This is a genomic window from Mycobacterium sp. E2497 (genome assembly GCF_001668695.1).
Lineage (GTDB): Bacteria > Actinomycetota > Actinomycetes > Mycobacteriales > Mycobacteriaceae > Mycobacterium.
In genome coordinates this window covers 1-17911 of sequence record NZ_LZKD01000264.1, presented here as the reverse complement: position 1 = coordinate 17911, position 17911 = coordinate 1, and the positions used below count along the sequence as shown (strand labels likewise).

The 17911-nt window shown below is 64.7% G+C and carries 17 protein-coding genes and 1 pseudogene; 10 read left to right on the top strand and 8 right to left on the bottom strand.

Annotated features, from left to right (window positions below):
- Positions 1–27 precede the first annotated feature (27 nt).
- From A5713_RS25050 to A5713_RS27925, 4 genes are all read left to right on the top strand, one after another.
- Complete coding sequence (locus A5713_RS25050; RefSeq protein ID WP_068098980.1) at positions 28–480, top strand: VOC family protein; 453 nt, start codon at positions 28–30, stop codon at positions 478–480.
- Between the two features lie 144 nt (positions 481–624).
- The gene (locus A5713_RS25040; protein ID WP_156752022.1) at positions 625–1494 is read left to right on the top strand and encodes a hypothetical protein; all 870 of its coding nucleotides are present in this window, start codon (positions 625–627) and stop codon (positions 1492–1494) included.
- A 239-nt stretch (positions 1495–1733) separates the two neighbouring features.
- Positions 1734–2828, top strand: coding sequence for a ParB N-terminal domain-containing protein (locus tag A5713_RS25035; RefSeq protein ID WP_068098974.1), 1095 nt, complete (start codon positions 1734–1736; stop codon positions 2826–2828).
- A gap of 26 nt (positions 2829–2854) precedes the next feature.
- A complete protein-coding gene (locus A5713_RS27925) occupies positions 2855–3697 on the top strand; it encodes a restriction endonuclease (protein ID WP_197516477.1) in 843 nt (280 codons plus the stop codon).
- 1108 nt (positions 3698–4805) lie between these two features.
- Here the strand turns inward: A5713_RS27925 and A5713_RS27920 are convergent.
- The 3 genes from A5713_RS27920 to A5713_RS25025 all read right to left on the bottom strand — a co-directional run bounded on the left by A5713_RS27920 (position 4806) and on the right by A5713_RS25025 (position 7421).
- Positions 4806–5222 (bottom strand): very short patch repair endonuclease, encoded by a 417-nt coding sequence (locus A5713_RS27920; RefSeq protein WP_231980676.1) that lies wholly within the window; start codon positions 5220–5222, stop codon positions 4806–4808.
- Positions 5223–5288: 66 nt separating this feature from the next.
- On the bottom strand, positions 5289–6239 hold the full coding sequence (locus tag A5713_RS25030; protein WP_068098970.1) for a hypothetical protein: 951 nt from the start codon (positions 6237–6239) through the stop codon (positions 5289–5291).
- A gap of 9 nt (positions 6240–6248) precedes the next feature.
- On the bottom strand, positions 6249–7421 hold the full coding sequence (locus A5713_RS25025; RefSeq protein WP_231980672.1) for a DNA cytosine methyltransferase: 1173 nt from the start codon (positions 7419–7421) through the stop codon (positions 6249–6251).
- Positions 7422–8423: 1002 nt separating this feature from the next.
- Here A5713_RS25025 and A5713_RS25020 point away from each other — a divergent pair.
- On the top strand, positions 8424–9383 hold the full coding sequence (locus A5713_RS25020; protein WP_197516476.1) for an SMP-30/gluconolactonase/LRE family protein: 960 nt from the start codon (positions 8424–8426) through the stop codon (positions 9381–9383).
- On the opposite strand, the gene A5713_RS25015 is transcribed toward A5713_RS25020, so the two are convergent.
- Positions 9380–10228, bottom strand: coding sequence for an SDR family NAD(P)-dependent oxidoreductase (locus A5713_RS25015; protein WP_068098965.1), 849 nt, complete (start codon positions 10226–10228; stop codon positions 9380–9382). The genes A5713_RS25020 and A5713_RS25015 overlap by 4 nt on opposite strands.
- A 114-nt stretch (positions 10229–10342) precedes the next feature.
- Positions 10343–11617 carry a hypothetical protein gene (locus tag A5713_RS25010; RefSeq protein WP_231980670.1) on the bottom strand — a complete coding sequence of 425 codons (1275 nt, stop codon included), beginning with the start codon at positions 11615–11617 and terminating at the stop codon, positions 10343–10345.
- A 231-nt stretch (positions 11618–11848) separates the two neighbouring features.
- Between A5713_RS25010 and A5713_RS25005 the strand changes: the two genes are divergently transcribed.
- Positions 11849–12406 (top strand): TetR/AcrR family transcriptional regulator, encoded by a 558-nt coding sequence (locus tag A5713_RS25005; RefSeq protein WP_068098963.1) that lies wholly within the window; start codon positions 11849–11851, stop codon positions 12404–12406.
- Here A5713_RS25005 and A5713_RS25000 read toward each other — a convergent pair.
- Complete coding sequence (locus A5713_RS25000) at positions 12403–13572, bottom strand: acyl-CoA dehydrogenase (protein ID WP_068098961.1); 1170 nt, start codon at positions 13570–13572, stop codon at positions 12403–12405. The two genes, A5713_RS25005 and A5713_RS25000, sit on opposite strands and share 4 nt — an antisense overlap.
- A 126-nt stretch (positions 13573–13698) precedes the next feature.
- Here A5713_RS25000 and A5713_RS24995 point away from each other — a divergent pair, with 126 nt between their 5' ends.
- The 4 genes from A5713_RS24995 (at position 13699) to A5713_RS24980 (ending at position 17095) form a co-directional block, all read left to right on the top strand.
- The gene (locus A5713_RS24995) at positions 13699–14325 is read left to right on the top strand and encodes a TetR/AcrR family transcriptional regulator (protein ID WP_068098990.1); all 627 of its coding nucleotides are present in this window, start codon (positions 13699–13701) and stop codon (positions 14323–14325) included.
- Entirely contained in the window at positions 14322–14978 is a 657-nt protein-coding gene (locus A5713_RS24990; RefSeq protein ID WP_068098959.1) for an enoyl-CoA hydratase-related protein, read from the top strand. Before A5713_RS24995 ends, A5713_RS24990 begins: the two co-directional genes overlap by 4 nt.
- Before the next feature lie 148 nt (positions 14979–15126).
- Positions 15127–16314 carry a condensation domain-containing protein gene (locus A5713_RS24985; RefSeq protein WP_231980667.1) on the top strand — a complete coding sequence of 396 codons (1188 nt, stop codon included), beginning with the start codon at positions 15127–15129 and terminating at the stop codon, positions 16312–16314.
- Positions 16315–16330: 16 nt separating this feature from the next.
- Positions 16331–17095, top strand: coding sequence for an Rv3717 family N-acetylmuramoyl-L-alanine amidase (locus tag A5713_RS24980; RefSeq protein ID WP_068098956.1), 765 nt, complete (start codon positions 16331–16333; stop codon positions 17093–17095).
- A gap of 19 nt (positions 17096–17114) precedes the next feature.
- Here A5713_RS24980 and A5713_RS24975 read toward each other — a convergent pair whose 3' ends face one another.
- Positions 17115–17669, bottom strand: a complete 555-nt coding sequence (locus tag A5713_RS24975; protein WP_142393419.1) for a nitroreductase family deazaflavin-dependent oxidoreductase — start codon at positions 17667–17669, stop codon at positions 17115–17117.
- A 115-nt stretch (positions 17670–17784) separates the two neighbouring features.
- Positions 17785–17911 (bottom strand): annotated as a pseudogene (locus A5713_RS24970) (cutinase family protein); the annotation flags it as partial.

Below are 17911 nucleotides of genomic sequence, written 5' to 3'. Positions count from 1 at the left end.
CTGGCGTGTCTGTCGAGAAAGGCCGCGATGAGTAGTCACCGGACGACCTTCAACCATGTCGGCTTGTGCGTCTCGGATCGCGAGCGGTCGCGGCGGTTCTATGAGAACGTGCTCGGGTTTCAGTTCTGGTGGGAGCTCGATCCGCCCGACGGCCCCACCGCCAAGCTGGTGCAGCTTCCCGAGCCGCTCGGGGTGCATGCGACCTATTTGGTGCGCGACGGGTTTGTGCTCGAACTGATGGACTACTCGAAGCGTCAGGTGCACGCCGGCTCGGAACGAGTCATGGATCAGGTTGGGCTGACGCACATCTCGTTCTCGGTCTCCGATCTTTCCGGCGCGTTGAAGCAGGTCGCTGAGTTCGGGGGAGCGGTGGTCCAGGAGACCGTGACCGAGGCGATGGCGATGATCCGGGATCCGGATGGGCAGTTGTTGGAGTTGCTTTCGGACGGGTGGCTTTCGGGACTGCCGCCTCGGCGGTAGCGTCAGTTTGTCAGCTCGAAAAACCTCATGGCCCCTTTGCGTTCAGAGCCGCGCAAAACCGTCGTCCTGCTTCCAGTCGTCGGTGACCGAAGGTCCAAATCAGCCTTAAGTTCGGCAGTCAACCTATGGAAACTAAGGGAGAGTATGGTCAAGGCCAATCCGCCTCGGCATGCAGCGGGGTGTGAGCATCCTGCATGTGCATCCGACGACATCGAGCAATATGCCCTGGATGCGGCGACCGCCGTCCTGCGGGACGACGAGCTTGTCCGGGTATGCGCGCAGGAAACCGCAGGAGTGAAGCCGGATTTCGAATCTCAGCATCACGTGGTGGAAGTCAAGGAGTTGACGAGTCCCGCACTGCTGAAGTTCTTCGACGCCCACGCCAGTCACCGCGAGAATCCCCACTTACCGATTGACGGACTAAGCGAACTCTGGATGGTGTGGGCCGACGTCTCCGACGCGATCGAGTCGTTCGACGGCAAGACCCCGACGCCGAAAGCAAAATCGCTCACCGAATCGTTGGCTCCATTGCTCGCAGATTTGGAGGCACGTGGCGTCACCGATGCATTCGACGACGAACGCGTCTGGCCGCACATCCGAAGGTTCTTGGGTTTTCAGGCACATTGCAGTGTGATACCCGGTGCGGCACCGGGCAGGGCGCCAGGTATCCACTTCGGGGTGGCACACGGTCACGAACGTACGATGCATCTCGAAGACGACGTCGTCACGTTTCTTCAGAGCTGGCTCGACTCGGACCACTCGATGAACGCCCGGACCTCGTTGGCCAGCGACGAGCGAAAGAGAAGGCATGTTGTCGCGCTCGTGGCGAGCATGGATGGCCCTGCCGCCGCAATGCTGCGCACGCTCTCGGAAACTCCAGGCGAAGCGATACCCACGCCTTTGCGCCTGCCTTCAGAGATTGACGCGGTAATCGTGACGACCGGACATGAGGTGCTCCACTTCGACCGCGACACCGGCTGGGCACGCCACACCGTCGCATCACTAGGTCTCTGACCCATCAGCCGCGCGCCGACGCTCCAAGGGGGTGCATCCCAATGGAGGGCCCGTGATCGAGCAAGGGTCGCGGCCATCGTGGGACTAACAGGGAACTTGTAATTGGAAGCTGGCCATGGTACCTGCAGGCAGCAGTGAGGAGGTGCCCCCACCGAAGCCGCGGTTCATTCTCAAGTTGCACAAAGACCGGTTATCCTTATCTTTGAAGCCGCTGGGTACCAACAATTCCTGGAGATGCTGTGCCAGAGTTTGAGCAGAAGACGGTCTCCCTTGACCAGTTATATCTCGACCCCAACAACTATCGGTTCCAGCATCTGGAAGACTTTGTAGTTGCGGATCTTTCACGCGTACGTGAGGATGGCGTGCAAAAGAGGGCGAACGCACGACTGAGGGACGCTGGCCTAAGTGAATTAAAAAACAGCATTTTGAAGAACGGCTACCTGCCGTTCGAGCAAATCGTTGTTATGCCGCTCGTCGACTCCGATTCGGAATTTGTCGTTATCGAAGGCAATCGACGAGTCGCCGCCCTTAAATGGCTTCGCGATGACTACAATGCGGGAGTCGACACTCCAGAAGGCGTCACTACCGTATTCGAAGAATTGCCAGTCGTTGTCGCAACAAAATTGGAGTCGGATCCAGCATTTAAGATTTCTCTGATGGGGGTGCGCCACGTCGGTGGCATCAAGCAATGGGGGAATTACCAACGGGCAAAGCTCGTTGCCGAGCTGCGAGACGAATTTAACTTGGACACTGGGGAAGTCGCGGGACGCCTTGGGATGAGCCCTCATGAGGTCAACCGGCGATACCGAGCGTACAAGGCGCTCAGGCAAATGATGGATGACGAAGAGTATGGCGAGTATGCGACGCCGGATATGTATGTTCTGTTCCACGAAGCCGTGGCGGGCAGAGCTATTAAGGAATGGCTCGACTGGTCCGATACGAAGTATGTGTTTGATGACGAAGAAAATTTGCGGAACTTCTATGAGTTGATTGCACCCCAAGAGCGTGAGGACGGTGAAAGACCCGCCGCAAAGATCTCGAAATATGAGGATGTCCGTTCCCTCCGGGAGATATTGCCCAAGCCTGATGCAACTCGACTGTTGCTGGATCCGAACTCCACATACGCCCAAGCTCTCGCCGTTGCCCAAGCTGATGATCTTGCGAAAAATTGGCGAACAGAGGTGACAGAAGCAGTGCAGGCTCTCAAGAAGATCGGCGTTGTCGAACTCGGTAAGGGGTTGGACGCCGATGTTCTCGCGTCTATATCGGAGCTGCGAGCCGTCGCGGAGGATGTGCTAGATATTTACGCGAAGCTTCACGCAAATCAATCGTGAGCAGGCCGGGGCCCGCTGTCGTCGCAGTGTGGGTAATCGAACAGTACCCACTAGACCAGCCTCCTAAAAAAATCATCGATGTCCTCGTCGAGGGAATTGGTGAGCTCCAGATTGCTCTAGGTGCCGCGGTGTATGATCTAGCAGGTCGATGGCAGAAGCGCTTTGCCCGTAGATTAATCGATTATCACAACGAGCGGGTAACGCTGGGACGCCATGTGAGATTCACATTCAATCAGTCTGATGAAACATACCTCCAAGGATCCGCATACATCGCGCCCAACGACGACGAATCTATTGTTTCGGTAAAATTGCGACGAAAGTACCATGCACAATGTCTTGATGCGGTCATTGCTCTTGCGCCGAAGGATTTCGAAGTTGCCTGCAGGGGTCTGATACGTGCGATTGGCGCGACTACCACATATATTACTCAGCAGAGCGCCGACAGCGGGATTGATTTTTTTGGGTTACTTCCCCTTGCTCGCCTCAATGCCGTCGAAGCATTCCCGAGCATTTATGACCAAATGAGAGTTTGGTTAGTCGGCCAAGCGAAGCACTATCAACGGACGCAGGTCGCAACGCCAGACATCCGAGAGTTGATTGGATCGGTCGAACTGGCGAAAGCCCGTGCTTTCGTGAATCCTGACCAATACCCAGAATTAGTTGTACGGGTATGCGATTCTGTCTACTACCTGTTCTTCACCACGGGTCAAATAAGTAGGGATGGATGGCGGCTGATCACGAGAGCGGGTGTTGTGGCGATGGAGGGTGACGACGTAGCGGCGTTTATGGCAGACCACAAAATCGGATTCTCGGAAGACGTTTTCGATATAGATGGCTTTCGGGCGTGGATCGACGCCAATCGGACGTGATATCAGCGCACCTGCGCGACCCAGTTACTCTGCCACGTTGTGGACGACTGGCCCGGCCTAATGTAACGGTGTTGGGTCATTGACACTTTGGCATGGTTAGCTGACCGGAGGCGATCCGTGCGTACAGGCGCCTATCGTCAATCAAGGTGGCCACCGGCTTGCGGAATGAGTGGGTGGTGACCCTGAGGCACTCCCAGGATCTCCGAATGCCGCGCCACGTTTGGGAGAAGTTATTCCGGTCTCGCCAAGTCCCTGATGTGGCACGGAAGATCATCGCTTGCTCGACGGAGAAGCCTCAGCCATTTGTAGGACTTCAGCGTACCTACCGCGAACGCACGCAGCCGTAGCGGACGCATGCCTGCCCTAGAGCTTTTTGTCGATCCACTTCAGGCGGTGGCCGGTTGCCCGCGTTAGTTTCCCGTGAACGGTGATTGCGTGCCCGCATGCTGGGCTGTCCGCGCCCTAGCGCGCGTCGAGATAGCCCAAGGTGGCCGATGAGAGGAGAACCAATGTCTCGCAGAGAGATTCGCTGCCAGCAGGTGCACCACCCCTATGGGCATTGGCGTAGTTGTCAGCCGATGGACGTGTCGATCCGGCACTACGGCGGCATTGGAAGAGACCATTCGCCGAGTACGCTCTCCTGGCCGAGTTGGGGCTGTGTCGGCCCGAACGTTTGCCGCTCGTTTTGTCTGCCCCCATCTGGGCGAACTTTTGTATGACCTGTTCGGGCGTCAGGATGCGCCAAACCGCAGTCCCCATGGCAGCCCGTCGCACTTGCACTCCCACCGCTCGCTTTTCCTTTCTGGGGGCGGGGGGTTCTGGCCCTGCTCACGGAGTGGCGATTCATCCACGGCTCGCGCGCCTGCTCCAAGTCCGCGTCTGATCGCTGACCCAGCCCCGCCGATTCAGCGGGATCGACTGCAAGATGGCCGACGGATGATCCACGCAGACTTGGTCGAGCATTTGCCCACAGCCCTTGCCCGGTGGCATCGGCGCGGCCCAATTGAGGACGACACGTTGGTGGTGGGCAAGGCTCTGGCCAAAGGGTGATAGCCGTTCTGGTGTGTGGTGCCGGGCAGTGATCTAACGGGGCGCTGCGTCGTCGTCCCTACGGCCTTAGACGCTGTGGGCTGACGGCTCGGTGCCGTAGCGGGCGACGGCTGGCCACTACCTCCGCCACTCTGCGTGCGGCGTCGCACATGTTCTCGTGTTCCCATACGATGATGAGGAGCCACCCAGCACTTTCGAGCACCTGCTGAATCTCACTGTCACGCCGCACATTGCGTGCGAGCTTGGCCTCCCAGTAGGGCCGATTTGCCGCGGGTTGTCGATAGTGGTCGGGGCAACCATGCCAGAAGCACCCGCGGACCTCCACCGCGACCTTCGCCGGGCCAAACACTATGTCGGCGGTCCGTCGCAACTTGGGGATGGGGCGAGCGCATACCCGATAGCGGAGGCCTGCTGCATGCAAAGCTCGCCGCAATGCAATCTCGGGCTTTGTGTCGCGGCTACGGTTCGCCTGCATGCTGCGGCGCGTCGCAGGCGATGTCGCCCAAGATTTCGCCTCCATGCACCCACGCTAATGCCAAGGCTAGGCCTCACGCCCAACCACCTTCCAGTCGCTCTTGACAACGCGATCATCGCCATCAGGCCAGCAGCGAGACACCGCAGAGATCAGTATCTCCGTTCCCTCCCGGCTGCCCTTCGCGTTGATTTGCACCTGGTGCACGTATCCGGCCTTCTCCCAGTCCGGCACATTGAACGCAGTCAGTAACGCATCTGCGAACTTGGCACTCTCGATGGTTTGGGCAGGAGGTGAGAGGTTGTGCGGCACTGTTGGCACGGATCTCGGAAACAAGAAGATGCACGGTGGCGGCACCCAATCGGGATATCCGGCCGGACCCTCGTAGTCGGTCGCCTTGGCCCGAAGCTCGCCCGTGACGCCGTACTGCTTCGGACACGGGCGCTCAGGCGTCCCACAGCGACCGTCCCAGAAAATGAAGGCATCGACGAGTTTCCTCTCTGCCGCGATCTTCGGCGACAGCCTGGTTGCGACCCCCGACCATGCCCCACGACCGGGGTTGTGCTGCAGGCTTTCCGGGCAGAGACTCCAAACAATGAACTCGTCAGCCCACGTCGGGCGATCCCAGATCGTGGTGTTGTTGCCATCTGGACACCCCTTGGCCTCAATCGCTACCTGTGTGCCATCAGACAGGACGACTTGATAGTCCTGACGGCGGCCTGTGCCGATGAATCGCCACTCAGAGACAACGCCCCGCTCTCTGCAAAAATCGAGCACGGCGACTACGAACCGCCTCTTGTCAGTTTCAGTGGCCGCCGATGTTCCGCGCATGCTCTCGATGGCGGCCCGCAACAACGGAGGCCACTGGGCGCTGTCGATGCCTGCAGCGCTGAGAAGGTCGCCGCTGGTCTCGTGGAGGTGAGTCAGGATTTTTTTCGTGGCCGCTAACTGCTCGGGGTCAACGGATGTATGGCGGCACGGCAGCGTGTCGTCAATCCTGTTCGCATCGATTTGGACCATGAAGCCGACCTAGGTCGCCAGGGCGACGATCGGTGTCGTCGCTGGACGCAGCTTGCCCGTCGTCAGAGGCATCAAGTAACTCTCCGCGAGCCACTTGACGACCGGAACGCATACGGCGTCGCCAAATCCGAACACGGCCTGGTTCCTCCGCAGGCCGTCCAACCTGTATTCATCGGCTCCCATCAGGCGTGCATACTCCCGAGGCGTCATCCATCGCACTCGGACAATGCCGTTTCCCGCTCGCACTAACGCCTGCTTTGACGACCCCCCTCGTGCTGTTCGTAGACAGCCTGAAATGTCATCTGGCCGGATCTCCCACACTGCGACCCCATTGCGCGTACGTCGGTACGCCGTCCGGTAGGAGATCTTGCGAGCTTTCCTCAGTACCTTTAGCCGTTCGGTCTGAATCGGCGACAGCGAAGAAACGAAGCGGTCGGTGCGGTCCGTGTCCCACCACTCCGCGTCTCGGTGGTCCAGCTTTTCTACCACCTCAGATAGTCCGCTGGTAAGGGGAGGTGGCGGTGGTGGAAGCTCGGCACGGTGAGTTCTGAGCGTGCAATCGCCATACACGGCCTGCAGCCAATCCGGGCGTAGCTCGCTGTTGGGAATCGGGGCGTCCTCAGGTGGGTCCTGAGCACCGACCAAGAACAACCTTGGCCGTGACTGCGGGACAAAACGGCGTGCGTCGAGTGTCAGCACATCGACCGAATAGCCGAGTCCGTTGAGTTCCCGGACGGCCTCGGCAAGGTCGTCGCCGCCGTGGCTGGTCGCCAATCCGACCACATTCTCAAGTGCGACGACTGGTGGTCGATCACCGTCTAAGTCCCGCATAAGGCGAGTGAAGTGCCAGAAGGTGGCCGAGCTTTTCCCGACCAGACCGGCTCGCCATCCCGCGAGGGACAAGTCTGTGCATGGAAATGAAGCCCAAGCGAGCGAAAGGTTCGTCGGAAGGTCGTCAGCCTCAACCTCGCTGATGTCACGAAGTGTGAAATGGGCACCGCCGTCACCGAAGTGCTGGATATACATCCGTCGCTTGTCTACTTCAATGTCGTTAGCCCATGCGACCTCGAATCCGGCCCCCTCGAGGCCGAGTCGCACTAGTCCGATTCCGGCGAAGAACTCGGCAACCCGTGGCCTGCCTGCGTTCCCGTTGGTCACCGGCATAGCCCCAGGGTTCGCCATGGGCCAAAGGCTATCTGTTGATGAACCGGTGCCTCTATCAGGCTGACCGGCGTGTTGGCTGCTATCTACCACATCAGGAACGCTAGTAGCGGCGACCGACAATCGGCGTGCTCGGACTTGCCATAGGATCACCCTGGTGGGAAGGCTCGCACCGAATGATCCGCGGCACGGGACATCGAACGGATACGGAAATCACAATTGCCGTTGCGAACGATGCAAAGAGGCCAACCGCGTAAGTCACGCTGCCTATATGGATCGCGTCCGCGCTGAAGGGCGGATCATCGGCAAGCATGGGACCGCCCTCGCCTATGATTCAGGTTGTCGCTGCGACGAGTGCCGTGAAAGCCATAACACGAAGTCGCGGGAGTACAAGCGTCGTCGCCGGATGCAACAGACGGGCTGAACATCTGACAGCCTCCTGGCTGCGCCGGAACACCACCCCTCAAGCCGGACTAGGGTGGCGTCCCGTCGCTTCTTACTACTCCTGAGCCAGTTTTGGCCGCTGCCTTCGCACATCTGCCGTTCGGGTCAGCTGTGCCGTAGTGCCATGGCGTGACCTTATCCGCCGTTTCCCCGATTAGTCCGCGATCATCAGCAAGGGCTGAGAAACACTAGTCAGCGCATATCAGCGGATACCGGAATACGCAGCGCCGCTATCTAGCGGGCGGAGTGATCGCTCGTTCAGATCCTGTCAGCGCTTCCCCCCGCTTATTCGCCGGTAATGACCGCGAAACCCTGGGAATCGACCGGATGCAACGGGTGTTGGAGGGTGAGCCAAGACCATGGGGTAGAGGGGGTAACCTTGCGGATTCAGACGGTCAGGATCAGTCGCCCGGTAATCGGTTGTTACCGGGTTGGAGCTCCCCTGGCCCCGCACCGTCGACTTATCGGGCGGCCTACAGCGCGTCGGACGCGGTGAAACGCTTACTTCGACCCACAGTGTTGGATGGCGCTCTACCGCCGCAAGCTGACGTAGGCTGCGAGAAGCCAACAGGGGACGCGATGGGCGGAACGGGCGAGACCTCTATCAGCGTGCCGGCCCTACGCGCATTCGGGCGCGGTGTGGGTCGACCGGAACACGTTCTGGTGGCTGGGGACGGGCGGGTCTTCGCCTCCGACAAGGCCTCCGCCGTCGCAGAACTGATTGATGAACACACCGTTCGCCGCATCGGGCAGGCGGGCGGCGAGCCGAACGGTATTGTGATTGACCGCGACGGCCACTTTCTGATCGCAAATTGGGGCCTGGGCGTGCTGCAGGACCTCGACCCGCAGACCGGCGAAATCAGAGCGATATTAAGCGGGCAACTCGAAGGACGGCCGCTTCGGTGGCTGAACTACGTCCTGGTGGATTCCGTTGGGGCGTTGTGGTGTTCGTTGAGCACGATAGCGGACGACCTCATGAACACCATCGCGCGAGGCACAGCCGACGGGTTAATCTTCCGTGTCGCACCGGATCGCCAATCGGCGCGAGTGGTCGCCGACAAAGTGACTTTCCCCAATTGCATGGCGCTCGATCGCGACGAAGATTATCTATACGTGGTCCGCACGGTGGCCGCCGACGTGGTGCGGTTCCCAATTGAGGGCGAAACACTCGGCCGGCAAGAGCAATACGGCCCGGCGCTGGGGGACCGGCGCCCCGACGAGTACGGCCCCGACGCCGGCCGGCTCCTGGGCGATCCGGCGGTCGGCAAAAGATGGGGTATGGCCGACGGATGCGCCTTCGACGCCGAGGGAAACCTCTGGGTCACACTTGTTCTAGCCAACAGGATCGTGGCGATCAGCCCGGACGGCAACGCGACAACCGTCATCGAAGACCCCGACGGAGCGCTCCTAAACGGCCCGACCAGCATCGCCTGGGGCGGCCAAGACATGCGCGACATCTACATCGGCTCGATCACGACCCCGTACGTGCTCAAGGGCAGAAGCTCGGTGCCAGGCTTGCCGCTAATCCACCAGCGCTAGCCGCCCGACGGCCCGGGCCTCATGAAGTCCGGCAGCGCCGCCTCGGGATCAGAAGGGATCATCGACTCGCCCAGCCCCCACAGCTGGCGAATGGTGGCGCCGCCGTCGACCACGAGGGTCTGGCCGGTGATGCGCGCGGCCAGCTCGGAGGACAGGAACAACGCGGCGTTGGCGATGTCATGCGCGCGGGGCGCCGCCAGCGGGTTGATCCCGTTGACGGCATATTCACCAGGCGGCTGGTCCTCATTGCCCGAGCCCACATTGCCCGGCGCCACCGCATTGGCGCGAATCCCATAGCGCCCCAGTTCATCCGCGAAGGTTTTCACCAGCGAGATGACGCCGGCCTTGGCGGCGCCGTAGGCGGCGTGATAGGTCGCCGAGGCGATGCCGTCGACCGACGCGATCGCCACCAGCGATCCACCACTGCCCTGGGCGATCATGTACCTGGACGCGGCTTGAAAGAGATAGAACACCTGGGTCAGGTTGTAATGGATTGCCGCGTCCCACAATTGGGGGGTGAAGTCCTCGACCTTCGACCACGTCGCACCACCGATGATGTCGATGCACACGTCGATACCGCCCAGCGCCGCCTCGACGTCGTCGATCGCCCGGCCGACCTGCTCGGGGTCGGTCATGTCGGCGACGATCGGGACGGCGTGACCGCCCCGGCCGATGATCTCGCCGGCGATTTGCTCCGCGCGCTCCTCGTCGATGTCGATGCAGGCCACCGAGGCGCCCGCGTCGGCCAGGGCCAACGACGTGAACCAGCCGTGGCCCGCGCGCTCGGGGATGTAGCCCGCACCCGACACCACCGCACGCTTGCCCGAGAGCCCCAAATCGATCACGCCGACCTCCTTCGCGGGCCGAACGCCGTTGATGGCCGACGGCCGTACTGGTGGAGTATCGAGGCGCCCTCGACCGCAGTCAACGACGACGCGCTGCGCCGAGCCACCGCGCAATCAGCACGCCGGCTGGTGTTCCTCGACTCCGGAGCTACTCGCCTGAGACGGTTCCTCGCTAGCCTTGCCCCGGAACGGCCCAACGACCTGCCCGCCCAAGTAGACGACCCCGCGGCCGACGGCCACGAACGCACGGCCCGTCACGCCTCCGACGACCCCAAGCGTGGCCAAGGCAGCATCCAACACGCTCGGGATGTGGAAGTCCTCCCAGGTCTCGACCTGGTGCTGGCGGGCGTTCGCGAAACGGTCGAGCTCGTCGCGCAGGGCGGCGCCCTGCTTGGCCAGCTCGCGCACCGCCCAGAATCGGAAGCCGTCGATGGCCGCCGTCTTCCCGAACCGGTCGAGGATATCCTTCGCGCTCCGGTAGATGTCGAGGTCTTCGCGCAGATGATGGTCGACCAGCCCGCGAGCCTCGTCGATCGCCCGCAGCAGCTGCTCGGGCTCCTTGGCCTCGATGCGCGCGAGGTTCAGCCGCTGCCACTTGTGCAGCGCCTCCTCGGCGATCACCAGCAGGCTCAGGGTGTCGCCAAGCCGGTTGTCGTCGATGGCGTTTCGCAGCTTCCCGGCCCGCTGCTGCACGCCCAGGGTGTGATCGAACGACGCCAGGATGCGGCTCACGTGGTTGCGCAGCTGCTCGACCGCGACGTTGAGCGCCGGCCCCAGCGCGGCGACCGAATCCCAGTACGCATCCGGCAGCGACCCGTACTTCTCCAGCGACTCCACCATCCGCGAGACCGTCAGGCTGTTGCCCAGGACGTCGCCCGCGCGCTGCGCCCGCGCGACTTCGAGCACCGCGTCGACCTTGTCTTCCACCCGCCGGACGGCGTCTTCGACCTCGGCGACCGCGGACTTCAACGCGACCTGCACCGCGATCATCTGCGCGGACATCATCGCTTCGGCGCCCAGCATCGCCGGTTGCCACTGCAGCGCGGCCAAAAGGTCCCCGGCGTCGACGCCCGTCGCCAGCCGGAAGAAGCCCTCGCCGAGGGGAACCAGGTTGCCTTCCTTCAGGGCCTCCACGGTGTCGCGGTGCAGCTGCACGTACTTGCCGCCCTCGGCCAGCAGGGCGGCCACCCCGACGAACCCGCTGGCCAGCGAGGCGGTGTCGATCCCGGCGACCCGCATCCCCTGCCCGGCGATGGAACGCAGCCGCGTCAGGTAGGACTCGACGGCGGTGGGGTCGCCACCCAGCAGGAGGGCCTCGTCGTGCAGCGCGACCACGACCTCGTCGGCGTCGGTCGCGGCCGACACGTCGAACATGTCGGTCGTGCTCACGGCACCCCCTGATCCTTTGGCCAAGCAAAGCGGCCAACAGTTAACAGGAATTTGTCGGCTAGCAAATCGGGACGTTACACCCCTGTGTCGGGCCCACCGCTTCCCTTTGCCGTGTGTTTGGCAGGAATTCACCGACGCCGCGAGCTGGCCTGCAGCGACGGCGGCGAGCAAACCCTAGACCGCGCCGGATAGCCCGGCCTGCCAGCGTCAAACCACCCGTAACCTTCAGGTGTGCCCGAGCGTAAGACCCCCCGACTAACGGTCGAGGACTGGCTGCAGGCGGGCTACGCGCTGCTCGCCGAGCAGGGGGTGCGCGAGCTGAAGATCGAGCGCCTTTGCCAGCAGGCCGGCGTCACCCGCGGCAGCTTCTACTGGCACTTCGACGACATGGACAGCTACCGCGCCGCGCTGGTCGACTCGTGGAACACCTTCCTGGAAAAGGACCGGCAATCGCTGGCCGAACTCGACGCTCTGCCGCCCCGCGAACGCCTGTCGGCCATGATGGCGGCGCTGACCAGCCCGGGACACTGGACCCTGGAACGCGCGATGCGCGAATGGGCCCGCACCGACCCGGCCGCCGCCGCCAACGTCCGCGCCGCCGACCGGCGCCTGCTGCGCGCCGTGACGAAGGCGTACAGCGACTACGGCTTCAGCCCCGAGGACGCCAGGCTGCGCGCCCAGCTGACCTTCGCCGCCGGCATCGGGCTGCTGCACCTGGCCGAGTCGGCCCAGCAGGCGCAAAAGGCCACCCAGCGGGAACGATTTCTCGAGCTGATGCTCAAGGACTAGACCATCGCGATGGGGGAGATCTTGGCGCCAATCGCCAACGCCCCGGCCAACTCTCGGCTCACGTCGTAGTCGAACACCACATGCCCGGCCGCGATGTCCACGTCGCGCTTGAAGCGCTGCATCGGGTTCGACAGGAACTGCGCGCTGGCACCGGAGGCCTCCACGAGGTCGGCGATGATCGCCTTGCTCTCTTGCACCGTGTGGGCGGCCGCCAGCCGCGCCTCGGCCCGCACCGCCCGGCTCACCCGTTCGCCGCGGACCACCAGGTCCTCGATGCCGCCGGCGGTCTCGTCGACCAGCGCCCGCAACGCGCGCAGCCGCACCCGCGCGCTCGCCAGCCGGATCTGGGCGGCGGGCTGATCCTTCTGCGCCGCACCGCTGTACGCCAGGACGCGGCCGCCCAACCGCTCGGCGAACAGCTCGGTCACCCGCTCGGCGGCGCCGAGCACCGGCATCGACGCCACCAGCGCCAGCGCGGGCACCATCGGCCACCGATACGTCGGGGCGTCATGGGCCCGCGCGCCGGGCGCCGTCCCGGCATAGATGTCGGCCACCGCGACCAGTCGATGTTCCGGCACGAGCACGTCGGTGACGACGACGTCGTGCGAGCCGGTGCCGCGCATGCCCGCGGTGTGCCAGGTGTCGGCCACCTCGACCTGGTCGGCGGGCACCAGCACGAGCGCCGGGTCGATCCGGTCCGGCCGCTCGACGAGCGCCCCGACCATCACCCAGTCGGCGTCCATCGCGCCGGTAGCCCACGACCACCGGCCGGTCAGGCGCACCCCGCCGTCGGTCGGGGTGCCGCGCCCGGTGGGGGCGAGGGGAGCGGGCGCCAGCACCGGCCCCGCCGCGAACACCTCCTCCTGGGCCCGCATGTCGAACAGCGAGAGCATCCAGTTGTGCAGGGCATAGAAGCCCAGCGTCCACGCGCTGGACGCACACCCGTGCGCCATGCGCCGAATCGGTTGCAGCAGTTCGGGAAATGACGCCTGGATGCCGCCGAAACGGGCCGGCAGCAACAACCGGAACAGGTCGGTCCGCCGGAAGTCGGCGACCGTCGCCGCGGGCAGCCGGCGCAGCCGCTCGGCCTCCTGGGCGCGCTCGGCCAGCCGGGCGACGAAGTCGTCGGTGATGCCGTGCAACTGCCGGTCGTCGACCACGGACATGGCGCCGACCGTACCATACCTTTTTGTACGGTCACGACGCGCTTCCGCGGGGGTCGCTCCTTCCGCACCTCGCGCGCGTCGTACACCGTGCAGTAACGGAGCAACCGCTCTGTTACGATGACGGGTGTGCCGCGTCCCCGGGTTCACGACCAGGATCAGATCCTGGATGCCGTCGAACGGCTGGCCGTGCAGGCCGGGCCCGCCGCGGTCACGATCAGGGCCGTCAGCGACGCGACCGGCGTGTCCAACGGCGCGCTGTACCACACGTTCGGCTCGCGGGCGGGACTGGTCGGGCGGGCCTGGCTGCGGGCCGGGCACCGATTCCTTTGCGCGCAGGCCGAATTGATCGACGCCGCACCGCAGGGGGACGGCGTGGCCGTCGACGTGGCCGCGGCCGAGGCGCCGGCGGTATTCGCCGAAGACCATCCGGCGTCGTCGCGGCTGCTGCTGACGGTGCGCCGCGACGAACTGCTGGGCCCGGACACGCCGCCCGACCTCGCGGCGCAGCTGCGTGACCTGGACCGGCTGCTGGTGGAATCGATGATCCGGCTGGCCCGCCTGCTGTGGGACCGCAAGGACGCGGCGGCCGTCGACGTCGTCACGATGTGCATCGTCGACCTCCCGACGGCGATCCTCTTGCGCCGCAACCGGATCAACGACCCCCATGCGCGTGAACGATTGCGCGCCGCGGTCATCGCCGTGCTCGACGCCGGGGAGCCCCGGCGCAAAACCACAGAAAAGGACGGCACATGACACCGACACTCAGCTGGGACGACACGATCGCGGTGCTGCATCTCGGCGAGGACGAGAATCGGTTCTCCCCAGAGTTTCTCGACGCGGTCAACGGGCACCTCGACGACATCGAGAAGGCGGGCGCCCACGGGCTGGTCACCACCGCGGGCGGCAAGTTCTACACCAACGGACTGGATCTGGACTGGCTGGGCGCGCACGCCGAGCAGACGCAGGACTACGTCGCGCGGGTGCAGGCGCTGCTGGCCCGCGTCCTCACCTTCCCCATGCCCACCGCCGCCGCGATCACCGGGCACGCCTTCGGCGCCGGCGCCATGCTGGCCATGGCCCACGACGTCCGCGTGATGCGCACCGACCGGGGCTTCTTCTGCTTCCCCGAAGTCGACATCCGCATCCCGTTCACCGACGGCATGGCCGCGCTGATCCAGGCCAAGCTCACGCCGCGCGCCGCGGTGGCCTCGATGACGACCGGGCGGCGGTTCGGTGGGGAAGAGGCGGCGGAGCTCGGCATCGTCGACGCGACCGCCGCCGAGGGCGAGGTGACCGCGGCGGCGGCCGGCCTGCTGCGCCCGCTGGGCGCCAAGGACCCCGGCACGCTCGGCGCGATCAAGCAGACCATGTTCCGCGGTGCGGCGCGGGCGCTGACCGACGTCTGAGCACATGACATTTGCGTTAACGCTCAACCGATTTCGCGCACCGTCTTGAACCAAACGTTGCCGGCGGCCGTCTGCATTGTGTCGCAGTGCCTCAAAGATGTTTGGAGACTTGGTGATCGCAGCAGATTTGATTCGCCCGATTGGTGCCATGGAACGGCTCTTCTACCGCTACAGCGAACGCAATCCGACACACTTCTTGCTCGTCGCCGAGTTCGACCAAGTGCTCACCGCAAACAAGGTGAGATCCGCGCTGGCGTCCGTGCAGCGACGACATCCCTTGTTGTCAGCACACGTTGAGGACCAGCCCGGTACGCGGCTCGGCTTCTACCGCGCCGCCACCGTCGCACCGATCACGTTGACCGTCCGCCGCGCAGAGTCGTGGGAGGCCGCCGTGGCGGACGAGCTAGGCCGACCATTCGACCGCTCGCGCGCACCGTTGATACGCGCATCGCTGCTGCAGGGGCGGACCAGCAGCGCGCTGGCGCTGACGTTCGACCACAGTGTCGCCGATGGAATTTCCTCGGTGCTGGTGCTCAAGGATGTCATCGCCGCACTCAACGGCGCGGACTTGCCCAATCTGCCGGTGCCGCAGGCCCAGGAGGACCTCGTCGCCCGCACGCTCGGTGAGATCGCGCCGCTGGAGCTGCCCGAGGACCCGAGGATGCGCGAACCCAGCGCGATCCGGCCGTTCGACGGCGCCGTGACCAACGTGCACACGATGGCGATGCCGGAAGTGGATACCGCGCTACTGGCCCAGCGGTGCCGCGAGGAACGCACCACGGTGCACGCGGCGCTCGTGGTGGCGCTGTGCCGAGTGCGCGCCGCCGAGCGTGGCGAAAACTTTGTGCGGGTGCTCAACCCCATCAACTCCCGGGCGCTGATCGGCGTGGGGGGCGACTGCGGGCTCTACATCCAGTCGACCTGGACGGGATTGTCCCCGTGGGACGGAATGCCGTTCTGGGAGCAGGCGCGTGCGACGACCGCACACCTGGACGTCGCACGGTCCGCCCGGGGGATCCGCGCGGCCTCACAGGCCGTCGCGCAAGCGATCCCCGTCGACGCCGAAGTAGACCACGCCGAAGCACTGTTCAGCCGCCTCTGCCCATTCGAGATGATCGCCACGAACCTGGGCGTGCAGAACCTCGACGGCGCCGGCCCGCTGCGGCCCACGGCGGTGTGGGGTCCGATCGTCCAAAGCCAGACCGACGGCGAGTACGTCACCGGGATCACGACGTTCGAGGGCAGGCTGAGGATGGTGACCTGCGGCTACAACGTGCCGGCCACCTTCCTGAAGGGCGTCGCCGACGCACTCGCGGCGGCCGTGCAGGAACGCTGATTGTTACCATCGCGCGGTGACTGACCGCCCCGGCCGGCTGGGACCCGTTTCGCGCCGCGACCTGCTGAGATTCACGCCGGCGCTGCTCGGTGCCGGCGCGCTCATCAGCGCACCCCACGCCCACGCCGGCCTGGCCGGGGCGGCCGTCTTCCTCGACCCGGGGCACAACGCCGTCAACGACGCCTCGATCAACCAGCAGGTCCCCAACGGCCGGGGCGGGACCAAGGCCTGCCAGACCTCCGGCACGGCCACCGCCGACGGCTACCCCGAGCACGCCTTCACCTGGGCCGTCGTGACCCTGATCAGCGAGTCGCTCAACCAGATGGGCGTGCGCACCCAACTCTCCCGCGGCGACGACAGCTCCGTCGGCCCGTGCATCGACCAACGCGCGGCGGCCGCCAACGCGATGCGCCCGGACGCGATCGTGAGCATCCACGCCGACGGCGGACCGCCGTCCGGCAGCGGATTCCACGTGAACTACTCCAGCCCGCCGTTGAACGACGCCCAGGCCGGCCCGGCCGTGCAGCTGGCCACCACCATGCGGGATGCGCTGTCGCAGGCCGGTTTCCAGCCCGCCAACTACGTCGGGTCGGGCGGCCTCTACGGCCGGGACGACCTGGCGGGGCTGAACCTGGCCCAGTACCCGGCCGTCCTCGTCGAACTCGGCAACATGAAGAACGCCGAGGAGGCCGCGCGCATGCAGAGCCCCGATGGCCGGGCGAAGTACGCCGCCGCGGTCACCCAGGGCATCGTCGCCTTCCTGAACGCCAAAGGCGGGTAGGCCGCGTCACGAGTCGCCGTCACCCTGCCGCTTGTTGCACCGGCGACGTGAGCGGTCGCGCCTCGGCTTCATGTGCGCGGCTGGTATGCAGCCACACAAAATCGTGAATACCGGCCAGGTGCAGGAAGACCCGAGACGCCGGCGGCCATGCGCGTGTCACCCCGACCCCGGATATGAGCTCGGGCCGCTCGAGCCGGTAGGTACGGCCCCTCCAGGTCAACGTGCACGTCCCGGCTGCCATCAGGTTCTGGTACCAGTCCGTGTGCGGCCCGTAGCCCAGGGGCACCAGAAAACCGTCGCGGAAGGGGTACGCGCCCAGCGGCGTCTGGTATTCGCGTCCGCTGCGGCGCCCGACATGCGTCAACAGCCCCCACGGCGACCGCTCGGTCCCCGCGATCCCGCGGGTCAAGTTGTTGTAAGCCGTCAAGAACCGCTTGAACGGGCCGTGTCGGACCATGAGGTCCCGGTGCCGCCGAAGGACCCTGGGCAACAGCACCAGCCAGGCCAGGGCCAGGCCGGCGACGGTCAGCACGACGGCAGTGCTTCGGCCGCGGGTCCCCACTCCGATATTCATCAGCGCCTCCTTTGGCGCCAAGCACACCCCAGGCCTGCCGTCGCGCACGAGAGACGAAAGTCACTGCCGCGAAGGTCCGTCGGCATTGGGCCAGTACAGCCAGCCGAGCGGTCGCTCAGCCGGTGAAGCCGCGAACCGGCGACGCGCCGGCGGGGCTGGTGCCCGCGTCGAGGTGGCTGGAGGCGAAGGCGACGCCTTTGTCGATCATGGCGCCGTCGTCGGCGTAGGTGTTGTGGGCGGCG

Excerpts from the sequence above, each read along its gene's own strand:
- A5713_RS25050 (WP_068098980.1), top strand. The coding sequence starts at position 28 with ATGAGTAGTCACCGGACGACCTTCAACCATGTCGGCTTGTGCGTCTCG.
- A5713_RS25040 (WP_156752022.1), top strand. The coding sequence starts at position 625 with ATGGTCAAGGCCAATCCGCCTCGGCATGCAGCGGGGTGTGAGCATCCT.
- A5713_RS27920 (WP_231980676.1), bottom strand. The coding sequence starts at position 5,222 with ATGCAGGCGAACCGTAGCCGCGACACAAAGCCCGAGATTGCATTGCGG.
- A5713_RS25030 (WP_068098970.1), bottom strand. The coding sequence starts at position 6,239 with ATGGTCCAAATCGATGCGAACAGGATTGACGACACGCTGCCGTGCCGC.
- A5713_RS25025 (WP_231980672.1), bottom strand. The coding sequence starts at position 7,421 with ATGGCGAACCCTGGGGCTATGCCGGTGACCAACGGGAACGCAGGCAGG.
- A5713_RS25020 (WP_197516476.1), top strand. The coding sequence starts at position 8,424 with ATGGGCGGAACGGGCGAGACCTCTATCAGCGTGCCGGCCCTACGCGCA.
- A5713_RS25000 (WP_068098961.1), bottom strand. The coding sequence starts at position 13,572 with ATGTCCGTGGTCGACGACCGGCAGTTGCACGGCATCACCGACGACTTC.
- A5713_RS24990 (WP_068098959.1), top strand. The coding sequence starts at position 14,322 with ATGACACCGACACTCAGCTGGGACGACACGATCGCGGTGCTGCATCTC.
- A5713_RS24985 (WP_231980667.1), top strand. The coding sequence starts at position 15,127 with ATGGAACGGCTCTTCTACCGCTACAGCGAACGCAATCCGACACACTTC.
- A5713_RS24975 (WP_142393419.1), bottom strand. The coding sequence starts at position 17,669 with ATGAATATCGGAGTGGGGACCCGCGGCCGAAGCACTGCCGTCGTGCTG.